The sequence below is a fragment of the Streptomyces sp. CA-278952 genome, from assembly GCF_028747205.1.
In the GTDB taxonomy this organism is placed as follows: Bacteria; Actinomycetota; Actinomycetes; order Streptomycetales; family Streptomycetaceae; genus Streptomyces.
In genome coordinates, this window is sequence record NZ_CP112880.1 from 8088113 (window position 1) to 8097625 (window position 9513).

Annotated in this window: 10 protein-coding genes and 1 pseudogene; 3 read left to right on the top strand and 8 right to left on the bottom strand. The window is 69.3% G+C overall.

Going from position 1 to position 9513, the window contains the following annotated elements:
• Positions 1 to 62: 62 nt before the first annotated feature.
• Positions 63 to 1871, bottom strand: coding sequence for a flavin-containing monooxygenase (locus N7925_RS35475; protein WP_274346321.1), 1809 nt, complete (start codon positions 1869 to 1871; stop codon positions 63 to 65).
• Positions 1872 to 2067: 196 nt separating this feature from the next.
• Here N7925_RS35475 and N7925_RS35480 point away from each other — a divergent pair, with 196 nt between their 5' ends.
• The gene (locus tag N7925_RS35480; protein ID WP_274346322.1) at positions 2068 to 3087 is read left to right on the top strand and encodes an SMP-30/gluconolactonase/LRE family protein; all 1020 of its coding nucleotides are present in this window, start codon (positions 2068 to 2070) and stop codon (positions 3085 to 3087) included.
• A 13-nt stretch (positions 3088 to 3100) separates the two neighbouring features.
• Here N7925_RS35480 and N7925_RS35485 read toward each other — a convergent pair whose 3' ends face one another.
• Together N7925_RS35485 and N7925_RS35490 are read right to left on the bottom strand one after the other, a co-directional pair.
• Positions 3101 to 3691 carry a TetR/AcrR family transcriptional regulator gene (locus N7925_RS35485; protein ID WP_265603619.1) on the bottom strand — a complete coding sequence of 197 codons (591 nt, stop codon included), beginning with the start codon at positions 3689 to 3691 and terminating at the stop codon, positions 3101 to 3103.
• Between the two features lie 205 nt (positions 3692 to 3896).
• A complete protein-coding gene (locus N7925_RS35490) occupies positions 3897 to 4325 on the bottom strand; it encodes a hypothetical protein (protein WP_265603620.1) in 429 nt (142 codons plus the stop codon).
• Positions 4326 to 4484: 159 nt separating this feature from the next.
• Here N7925_RS35490 and N7925_RS35495 point away from each other — a divergent pair, with 159 nt between their 5' ends.
• Both N7925_RS35495 and N7925_RS35500 read left to right on the top strand, forming a co-directional pair.
• Positions 4485 to 5057 (top strand): hypothetical protein, encoded by a 573-nt coding sequence (locus N7925_RS35495; protein WP_322784852.1) that lies wholly within the window; start codon positions 4485 to 4487, stop codon positions 5055 to 5057.
• 151 nt (positions 5058 to 5208) lie between these two features.
• Positions 5209 to 5502: pseudogene (locus N7925_RS35500) on the top strand (pyroglutamyl peptidase); the annotation flags it as partial.
• Between the two features lie 116 nt (positions 5503 to 5618).
• On the opposite strand, the gene N7925_RS35505 reads toward N7925_RS35500, so the two are convergent.
• The 5 genes from N7925_RS35505 to N7925_RS35525 form a co-directional block, all read right to left on the bottom strand.
• Positions 5619 to 6419 carry an ABC transporter permease gene (locus N7925_RS35505; protein ID WP_274346324.1) on the bottom strand — a complete coding sequence of 267 codons (801 nt, stop codon included), beginning with the start codon at positions 6417 to 6419 and terminating at the stop codon, positions 5619 to 5621.
• Between the two features lie 6 nt (positions 6420 to 6425).
• Positions 6426 to 7265, bottom strand: a complete 840-nt coding sequence (locus N7925_RS35510) for an ABC transporter permease (RefSeq protein ID WP_274346325.1) — start codon at positions 7263 to 7265, stop codon at positions 6426 to 6428.
• Positions 7262 to 8233 (bottom strand): ABC transporter ATP-binding protein, encoded by a 972-nt coding sequence (locus tag N7925_RS35515; protein WP_265603624.1) that lies wholly within the window; start codon positions 8231 to 8233, stop codon positions 7262 to 7264. The genes N7925_RS35510 and N7925_RS35515 overlap by 4 nt, the downstream gene beginning before the upstream one ends.
• A 279-nt stretch (positions 8234 to 8512) precedes the next feature.
• Complete coding sequence (locus N7925_RS35520) at positions 8513 to 8665, bottom strand: hypothetical protein (protein WP_265603625.1); 153 nt, start codon at positions 8663 to 8665, stop codon at positions 8513 to 8515.
• Between the two features lie 40 nt (positions 8666 to 8705).
• The gene (locus N7925_RS35525) at positions 8706 to 9434 is read right to left on the bottom strand and encodes a hypothetical protein (protein WP_265603626.1); all 729 of its coding nucleotides are present in this window, start codon (positions 9432 to 9434) and stop codon (positions 8706 to 8708) included.
• Between the last annotated feature and the right edge of the window lie 79 nt (positions 9435 to 9513).

Here is a 9513-nt window from a genome sequence, read left to right on the forward strand (position 1 = left end):
AGGGCTGAGGGCTGAGGGCTGAGGTGGGGTTCGAGGCTGAGGAGCGGGCGGGCCGAACCGCGTCAGGTGGGGTGGACGGTCCTGCTCCGGAGGACTTCCGCCATGGACTCGTCGCGCCAGCGTTCCAGAAGCTCGTGAAAGGCGACGGCTCCGTGCGGATAGGCGAGGGGACCGTTGGGCCGGCCTCGCCCTTCACGGTTGTAGTAGCCGGGGGTGCACTCGGCGTGGAACCACTCGTGGTCGGGCGCACCCTCGGCCAGGACGGCGATCCAGGCGTCCTCGGTCTCGGGGGAGGGTTCGATGAGGGCGCCGCCGGCTTCCGCGGCTGCGATGAGGGCGGCGGCGTGGATGGCCTGCTCGTCCAGGATGTGGGTGAAGTTGACGCTGCTGGCGTTCTGGAGGGGCCCCATCTGGAGGAGGTTGGGGAAGCCGTTGCTCGTGAAGCCGTGGAGCGTGCGCGGGCCCTGTCGCGCCCACCTGTGCAGCAGTTGGACGCCGCCCCGGCCGTGGACGGGGAGCTTCCCGGAGTGGATGCCGGAGGTCCCGACGTTGAACCCGGTGGCGAAGATCAGGCAGTCGAGTTCGTACGTGGTGCCGGCGACCATGACACCGTGCTCGGTGACGCGTTCGATGCCGTGGGTGTCCGCGGTGTCGACGAGAGTGACGTTGTCGCGGTTGAACGCCGGGTAGTACAGGTCGGAGAAGGTGGGGCGTTTGCAGGCGTAGCGGTACCAGGGCTTGAGTTTCTCCGCCGTCCGCGGGTCCGTGACCGTCTGCTCGACGCGGGCGCGGAGTTCGTTCATCTTGGCGGCGTCGGCGGCCTCGTAGGCGGCTTCAAAGGCCTGCCGGTCACCCTGCCGCCGGAAGCTCGGCAGGAGCTTCTCCAGCAGACCCGCCGACGCGGTCCACTGGTCCGCCACCAGGTCCAGGTCGGCGCTCTCGCCGGAGACGATCCGGAGGTAGTTCTCCCGTCGCCCCCGGGCCCAGCCCTCACGGTCGGCGCCCACGTCCCGGGCGGTGGTGCGGCGGTTGCCGCGTAGGTCCACGGTGGAGGGGGTGCGCTGGAAGACGTAGAGGTGTGCGGCGTCCTCGGCCAGCATCGGGATGACCTGGATGCCGGTGGCCCCCGTTCCGACGATACCCACCCGCTTGTCCGCGAGTCCGGCCATGCCGCCCCGGGGGGTGCCGCCGGTGTAGGCGTAGTCCCACCGCGAGGTGTGGAACGTGTGGCCGGGGAAGTCCTCGATGCCGGGGATCCCGGGAAGCTTCGGGTCGGTGAGGGTGCCCGTGGCGTTGACGACGTACGTGGCCCGGAAGGTGTCGCCGCGATCCGTGGCCACGACCCAGGTCTCGGATGCCTCCTCCCAGGTCAGTGAGGTGACCCCGGTGGAGAACAACGCATCCGCGTACAGGTCGAACTTCCGCGCGATCCGCACCGCGTGGCGGCGGATCTCGTCTCCGGGGGCGTACTTCCACTCCGGGACATAGCCGGTCTCGTCGAGCATCGGCAGGTATACGTGGGACTCGACGTCGCAGTGGACTCCCGGGTACCGGTTCCAGTACCAAGTGCCGCCAAAATCACCGCCCTTCTCAAGGATCCGGACGCGCTCGACGCCCTGCTGCCGCAGGTGCGCCCCGGTGAGAATGCCGCCGAATCCGCCGCCGATCACGGCGACCTGGACGGTGTCGTGGAGAGGGTCGCGCACGACCGGCGCCTCCGTGTAGGGGTCCGCCGCGTAGTAGCCGAACTCGGCGTCGGCGTCGCGGTACTGGGCGGCACCGTCGGGACGCACACGCCGTTCGCGTTCGAGCCGGTAGCGCCGCCTCAGTGCGGCGAGCTCGTGGGGAGCCGGTGCTTGAGGAGTCGTCATGGTGGGGGTCCTCGATCCGGATGGTGGGGCGGCCCCGGTCGGGCGGCCGTCCGCTACGGTAACAACTACCGGACAACACTGTCCGGTTGAGGCCGGGGCGGGACGGCGACATTCGGCCAGGCGTTCCCCCTTCCCGCAGGGCGCTTACGCCCCGCCCCCGCCGGAACCCGCCCACTGGACAGGAAGAGTGACCCCCATGCAGCGACTTTCAGCCCGGTCCGTTTCCGTGCTCGCCGCCGTCGGCGCGCTGATCATCACCGGATGCGGTACGGAGAGCGGCGGCCCCGAGGACGAGGTGTCTTCGGTCTCCGCGGGCAGGACCATCCAGGCGCAGAAAGTCATGCGGCTGACCCAGGTGCACAGCGAGACCGGGATGACCTTGCTGGAGGGTCCAGTGTTCGGAGACGACGGCGGCCTGATCGTCGTCGACGTCACGGCGCCCGAGGGCAAGCCCAAAGTCATCCGCGTGGACGTCGCGAAGAAGACGTCCCGGGCGATCCACACCGACGGCGAAGGGGCCTATACCTCGGCACAGTTCAGCCCCTACGACGGACGGCTCTACCTCAGCGACTTCGCGCACGGCGAAGTCGTCAGCCTGGCCCCCGACGGCGGCGACCCGCGGACCTTCTTCTCCGGCGAGGTCGACGGAGCGCGGATGAACCCCGACGACATCGCCTTCGACCAGGAGGGCAACCTGTACGTCAGCGACTCGCGCGGTCTGTCCGAGGGCAAGGCACACGGGCGTGTGGTGCGGATCGACCGGGAGGGCGGCCGGGCCACCGTTCTGGCCGAGGACCTGGCCGCGCCGAACGGGGTCTCCTTCGACGCTGACTACCGGGGGCTGTGGTTCAGCGAACTCACCGAGAACCGGATCTCCTATCTGCGCCTCGACGAGAAGGGCGGGGTGACGTCCCGGCACACCGCCATCCGCGTGGACGGCGGACTCGCCCAGACCGACTCGATCGCCGTGGACGCGGACGGCAACCTCTACCAGGGGCTGCACGGCCGGGCGGCCATGGCCGTGTACGACCGGCACGGTGAGCGGCTGGCGACGGTGGAACTTCCCGCGCGGGCCGAAGGCCTGGAGTCGGCGACCAACGTGGCCATCACGCCTGGCGGGACCAGGGCGTACATGACCGTCAGCGGTCCCGCCGGGGGCTACCTGTACGCCTTCGACGCGCTGGCGGAAGGCACTCGGCAGTCCAACGGCGGCTGACGCGGACCTCGGCTCAGCCGCCGAAGGCCCGCACCGGCCCCACCTCGACGCCGAGCAACCGCCAGGCGGCCAGCGCCCGGTGCTCGCGCTCGTCACGAGTGGAGCCGATGACGGCGGCGGAGACCATGGCGACCGAGAGGACGAGGTCGTCCCCCTCACTCAGACGATGACCGCGGGGGAGGTGCTTGCGCAGAGCACACTCCACCCGCTCCGACAGGGCGAGGGCGTGCGCGCGGATGCCCGAGCGCCCGCCCGCCCGGTCGGCGTGCAGAAGACCGATGAAAGCCGCCGACTCGGCAAGATGCCACGTCAGCACACCGAGCACGCCGTCGAAGGTGGCGTCCTCGTCCGAGGCGGCCTGCTCGACCTGCCGCACGTTTTCCTCCAGGACCGCCGCCACCGCGGCGCTGCGGTCCGGGAAGTGCCGGTAGAGAACGCCCTGCCCCACCCCGGCCCTGCGCGCGATCGCGGAGAGCGGCGCCTCCAGACCATGCTCGGCGAAGACCTCGCGGGCGGCCGTGACCAGAGAGGCCCGGTTTCGGGCGGCTGCCTTCGGCCCGTCGTTCGCCGGCCGCCGCCCGTCCTGCTCGATCTGCTCCCTCACCCCGGCAGCGTACCGGCCGGGCAGGCGTCACGGTCCGGGGCCGGCACGGTCGCTACTCGAACGTGCAGCCACTTCGGCTTCGGGCCGGCCTCCTCCTGGAGGGCGCGCAGAGAGACGCTGGAGGCAGGCAGATGAGGGCAGGCGCAGGTTCCGTGATCACGGAGTCGGTGGGTTCCACAAGAGCTGGGGGAAGCCTGTTGACCGCTCACGACAGTGCATGCTGCTGCGACGGCGAGGAGTCGGGCGGCGGCGAGGAGCCGGAACGGACCTGAATCTTCTCGGTGTCGCTCTCCGCGTACACGTTGACCGTCCAGTTGTCGCGCAGCCACGAGGCGGACACCGCCCAGGGCCGCAGTCTCCTCGTACGGCCCCGTGCCGGAAGCCGGAAGGCAGTTCCCTGTGCGATCTCTTCCGAGTGTTCTCTGCGCAGTGCCCACTTCATGGCCGGGAAGTTGTCGGGACAGTCCCGGCCCAGCAGATGCGCGCGCTCTTCGAACGGCTGACCGGTACCGGGCAGCGGACGGACAACGACCCGGAGATCCTGGTTGCCGGTGTTGATGCCGGTGCCGGCACCGGGCCGCGGCCCTGGTCCGATGTGTGCGGTCCAGAGCGTGCAGGTCCGACTTTCGGCCACTAGCGGAAGGATCGAACGCAAGTGACGGGTGCATACGCACCCCACGACCGGTGGGAGAGTCACGCAGACGGCTACCCATGTCACTAGGCACACTGGCGGCTTGGCTTGATTCGTGTGGGTACCATCGTCGCTACACCCACGTCGAAAGCCGAGGACTACATGTCTGGAAACCTTCCCGCTCCGAGTGTCACGGCAGACTATGCCCAGCGGGTCGCCGACGACCTGTCGGCGACCCGGAGCGAGCAGGAGCGTGTGCGCACCGAGCTCGCACGGCTGCAGGACGAGCTTGTCCGACTGGAGGACAGCGAGCAGGTATTGACGAAGATGCAAGACGTGCTCGGCGGCACGCCCAAGCAGACAACAAAGCAGAGGAAGAGCCCCAAGGGAACCGTGGTCCCTGCGGCCCGGCGTTCCAACAGCAAGACAGCAGCGGGGAAGCCGACTGCCACAAAGCACAAGGGTTCCAAGAAGACGGCTACGCCCAAGAAGGCGGGAGAGCCGACGTGGCTGGAGCTGACCAGCGCCTACCTGGGAGGACAGAGCGAACCCAGGTCGGCAGCAGAAATCGCAGCCGCGCTCACCGAGGCGCATCCTGAACGTTCGGTTCAGGTGCCGGTCGTGCGCAACACGCTGGAGCAGGGTGTGGCGCAGGGGCTGCTGGAGCGTTCCAAGCAGGGGCGTTCGGTCTTCTACAGCCCTGCCTCCGCTGCCCCGGTCCCGTCCGATTCCTAGCCGCCTGTGGGCCGGTTCGAGCTGTGACGAAGCAGGAACCGGCCGTCCCGCAAACCTTTGCCCCGTCCTCGCGCCGCCCTGGTCTCTTCTGGCCCCTGCTGCGCCCTCGTACCCGACCGGAGGCCCCGAGACCACCGGGTGAAGCGGGTCCCTTGGCACCGGCTTCGACCCGTTCACACTGGGCGGGGACGTCCGGATCGGCAACCCCTCGGGCGCGAGCGCGCTCGCCCTGGACGGCACCCTGGTGACCTGTTCACCACCGTCAGCCAGGGCCGCCGGGGCCGCCACGTCCGCTTCGGCGTGGAGGGCACCAACGGCGCCTGGCGTGGCGGCTTCCCGGGCTGCGAGCCGCGGCCAACACCGGGACCACTATCGTCGACGACTCGAGGTCACCGAGGCCCCTGCGGGCGGTGTCCAACCGGTGACCAGGCCGGACGGACCTACGTGAGGGAGCTGGCGAGGACGGCGGTGGACACGGCCGGCTGAGCAGCGTATGCGGCAGTCTTCCTGCGCGATGCGCCCGGCACCCCAGCTGATGCCCCGATGGTCCCGGCGTTCCGTTCAGTGCCCACTGCTCTCGTAATGGCGGGACTGCCGTTCCCAGAAGCGGTACGCGGCGTACATGAGCACGACGCCGATGCCCGGAGCGCCCCAGGCGAGCCACTCCGGCACGGCGAGTTCTTCCTCCCGGCCCATCAGTACGGTCGCCGGCAGATAGGCGACGAAGGCGAGCGGGAAGACGAAGGTCAGCCCGAAGCCGGCTACCGGACCGAAGATCTTCAGCGGGTAGTTGCCGAAGTCGCTGAAGATCATGTCGATGGCGAACTTGATGGGGGAGACCCTCTTCATTCTGAACACGAGTGCGGAGGCGGCCAGTTGCAGGGAGCCTTCGACCAGAGCGCCGCCCACCACCGCGAGCAGGAGGAAGCAGACGGCTCCCGGCGACCAGTCGACCGGCGAGGAGGCCGAGGCGATGGACAGGAGAACCGATCCGCCCGCCAGGTCGCCGAGCGAGCTCAGCCGCACCCTGCGGGTGAGGAGCTGGACCAGCGGTGGCACCGGTCGGACGAGATAGCGGTCGTACTCGCCCTCGATGACGACCTCGTCGACGTGGATCAGCTGGTGACCGGGGAGCAGCCACAGACCGTGGGCGGTGAGCCTTATTCCGTAGAGGAAGGCGATCTCTCCCAGTCCCCATCCGCCGACCTGCCCGAAGCGGTCCAGCACCGCCCAGATGAAGGCCAGTCCGACGCCCTGGTAGAACAGGCCGCCGATGATGTTGATGAACAGGTTCCCCCGGTACTGGAACTCGGCACGGAACGCCGCGCCGGCCAGCAGCAGATAGACACGTGGGCCTCGCATCGTCCTTCATCCCCCCTGCGACAGGACGCGGCGCCGGGCGCGCGACCAGACGAACGCGGCCAGTGTGCCGAGGCCGGCGATCCATACGAGCTGGACCCCGAGGGCGGCCGCGATGCCGACACCCTCGACCTGGCCCAGGTAGACGGCCGCCGGGGTGTACGCGGTGGCCTGGAAGGGCAGCCATTCCGCGGCCGCCCTGACGGGGCCGGGCATGAACCACAGCGGGACCAGGGCCCCGGAGAAGAACTGTGCGACGAAGCGGTAGGCCATGAGGGCGCCGCTCACCTCCAGGGTCCAGAAGGCCACCATGCCGAGCAGAAGCCCGAGCAGCTGGTTCACGAGCAGCGCACCGATGAGCGCCACGGGGTAGGCGAACCCCGCGGCCACCGAGGCGGGGGCCCGGCCCGCGCCGATCAGCAGCGCGAACGGCAGCGCCACCAGCAGGACCGGGACCGCGGCTGATGCCCACCCGAGCTGGCCGGCGAGCATCTGCCCGGGGAAGCCGATGGGCCGCAGCAGGTCCACGGCGACTTTCCCCTCCCGCACCCGCTGCTCGATGGGGGAGGACCGCCACGGGCTGACGAGGTGGTACTGGAGCGTCGTCAGTGTCGCGTACGCCGTCATGGTGGTGAGGCCGAGTCCGTCCACCTCCTCACGGCCGTCGTAGAGGGCCTTCCATACCACCGTCAGCAACCAGATCTGGAGGAGCATCATCGCGAAGGACGACAGATAGGCCGTGCGGTAGGTGAGGGCGACGCGGAACTCCATCCGAGCACAGGCGAGTTGGGCCTGCAGCAGCGCCCCGAGTGGCTGCTTCCCGGCGGCACGGGCCGTCGGCGCGGTCATCCGCGGTCCGCGTAGATCCGGTGGATGACGCTCTCCAGCTCGGGTTCCACGATCGAAAGATCGGTCACCCGGTGCTGAGCCAGCACCGCGGCCACCAGTTCGGCGGGTGGAGTGCGGACGGGGTCGAAGCGCAGCCACACCTTGCCGCCTTCTCGGCGGACGACCTCCGCGCCCTCGACACTCTCCAGCCGGTCGGTCTGTACCACGAGTTCGCGGTGCGGGGCGTAGCGGGCCTTGAGTTCGTCCACCGCGCCGTCGTAGGCGACCTTGCCGTGGTCGATGAGGATGATCCGGTCGCAGAGTTCCTCGACGTCGTCGAGGTCGTGGGTGGTGAGGACGACCGTGGTACCCGAGGTGCGGTTCAGCTCCCCGACGAAGGTACGTATCCGCTCCTTGGCGATGACGTCGAGCCCGACGGTCGGCTCGTCCAGGTAGAGGATGTCCGGGTCGTAGAGCATCGCGGCGGCGAGGTCACCGCGCATCCTTTGACCAAGGGAGAGCTGGCGGACGGGGGTGTCGAGGAACGGACCGAGGTCGAGCACCTCACTGAACTGCCGCTGCTTCTCGCGGAACCGGGCCTGCGGGACGTCGTAGAGACGGCTGATCAGCCAGAGGGAGTCGCGCAGTGGCAGGTCCCACCAGAGCTGGCTGCGCTGGCCGAAGACCACGCCTATCCGGCGGGCGTTGCTGGACCGGTCTCGCCATGGGGTGGTGCCGGCGACCGTGACGGTGCCGGAAGTGGGTACGAGGATACCGGTGAGCATCTTGATGGTGGTGGACTTGCCCGCACCGTTGGGGCCGAGATAGCCGACCATCTCACCTCGCTGGACCTTGAAGTTCACGCCGTCGACCGCACGTTTGACGGTCTGCTCGCGTGTCAGCAGCGTGCGGATGCCCGCGAAGGCGCCCTCCTGCCGTTTGGGTCGGCTGAACTCCTTGACGAGGTCTGCTACCTCGATGACGGGCATGGGTGCCTCTCCTGGAGCGGGCCGGGCCCTGTCGGGCGAGGTCTGAGAGTGTGCACACCGAGGCTTGGTCTAGTCCAATCATTTTTCCTTCGGCTGGTGTTCATGCGAGCGGTGAGAGTTTCCGGTGGGCCGCCGGTCCCGCCGGACTCAGCTGTGTGGCTCGTCGGGCCGGCGTTCGGATGGAGATGCGCCGGGGGTCGGCTCTCCATCGAGGGCCTGGACCCGTGTCCGGTGGAGCGGGGTGTGCCCGTCGACGTAGTAGTCGTTGCGGGTGCAGCTTCATTCCGTACGCAGGGCGCAGTTGTGGCAGGCGAGGGTTCCGACCATGCCGGGGATGCGTCGCTGCCATTCCGCGTCCAGTTCGTAGATGTTCTGGGCGAGCGGGATGAGGCGGCGGCAGAGGCGGCAGGTCAGACGGAAAGGGGCCGGCATGGTCGCTTCCTTCGGGGCGGTGGGTGCTCCTGATGGGCTGTCAGTAGCCTGGAATCAGTTCGGACATGGAGGACGCCGCTGTGCTCGGACAGATGTTGGCGTCGGGGACACTGCTGTGCCCGGCGTGGCCGCTCTCGGCCCGGTGCGCGGCGCGAACGTGGTCCAGGAGGGCTGTCAGAGCGGGAGGTTCGAATGTGGCGCGGGGGCGTTGGGTGAGTTCGCGGATCAGGGTGCTGAGCCCGGCGCAGTTGAAGGTGCGGTGGGCGTAGTCGGTCGCGGCGAGGAGCAGGCCCTGGACGGCAGTCATGTTGGCGGCCGCCACCCCGCTCAGCGCCCGGCGGGTGAGGTCGTGGTCGTCCAGCGTCAGCCGGCCGCAGTCGCAGGGCCCCATCCGCTTGGCGAGGGCGATGGTCTCGCTTTCGGGGAGGACGTCGCCGACAGCGTCGACGCCGATGAGCCCGAAGTCCACAGAGATCTGGAAGGCGGGGTGGCACACGGCCGGGTCTGCGGCGTACTCGCCGGTCAGCGCGGCGATGGTCAGCGGCGATTCTTCGTCCGGGCCGATGGACTTCAGCAGCCCCGGGTGGTCCTTCGTGTAGGTCAGGGCCAGGGCGGTCAGGATGTCGGCGCACGGTCCGGTCACTTCACCGTGGATCACCGCGTGCATGTTCGCGATGAGGTCGAACGTCATCAGCTCCCCGGCCACGTTCATCCGCGCGGTGGCAGGGTACGCCCGCTCGTCGATGAGCTCGGCCTGGTCCCGGTACACCGGAACGGCGGGGCCCTGCGACTGGTGAGGCAGGGCAGGCGTGCTGGGAGTCGTGAAGGCTGTCGCCCGCCCCGGCCCA

Coding starts and splice junctions, on each gene's coding strand:
- N7925_RS35515 (WP_265603624.1), bottom strand. CDS start 8,233: ATGCCCGTCATCGAGGTAGCAGACCTCGTCAAGGAGTTCAGCCGACCC.
- N7925_RS35475 (WP_274346321.1), bottom strand. CDS start 1,871: ATGACGACTCCTCAAGCACCGGCTCCCCACGAGCTCGCCGCACTGAGG.
- N7925_RS35480 (WP_274346322.1), top strand. CDS start 2,068: ATGCAGCGACTTTCAGCCCGGTCCGTTTCCGTGCTCGCCGCCGTCGGC.
- N7925_RS35495 (WP_322784852.1), top strand. CDS start 4,485: ATGTCTGGAAACCTTCCCGCTCCGAGTGTCACGGCAGACTATGCCCAG.
- N7925_RS35520 (WP_265603625.1), bottom strand. CDS start 8,665: ATGCCGGCCCCTTTCCGTCTGACCTGCCGCCTCTGCCGCCGCCTCATC.
- N7925_RS35505 (WP_274346324.1), bottom strand. CDS start 6,419: ATGCGAGGCCCACGTGTCTATCTGCTGCTGGCCGGCGCGGCGTTCCGT.
- N7925_RS35510 (WP_274346325.1), bottom strand. CDS start 7,265: ATGACCGCGCCGACGGCCCGTGCCGCCGGGAAGCAGCCACTCGGGGCG.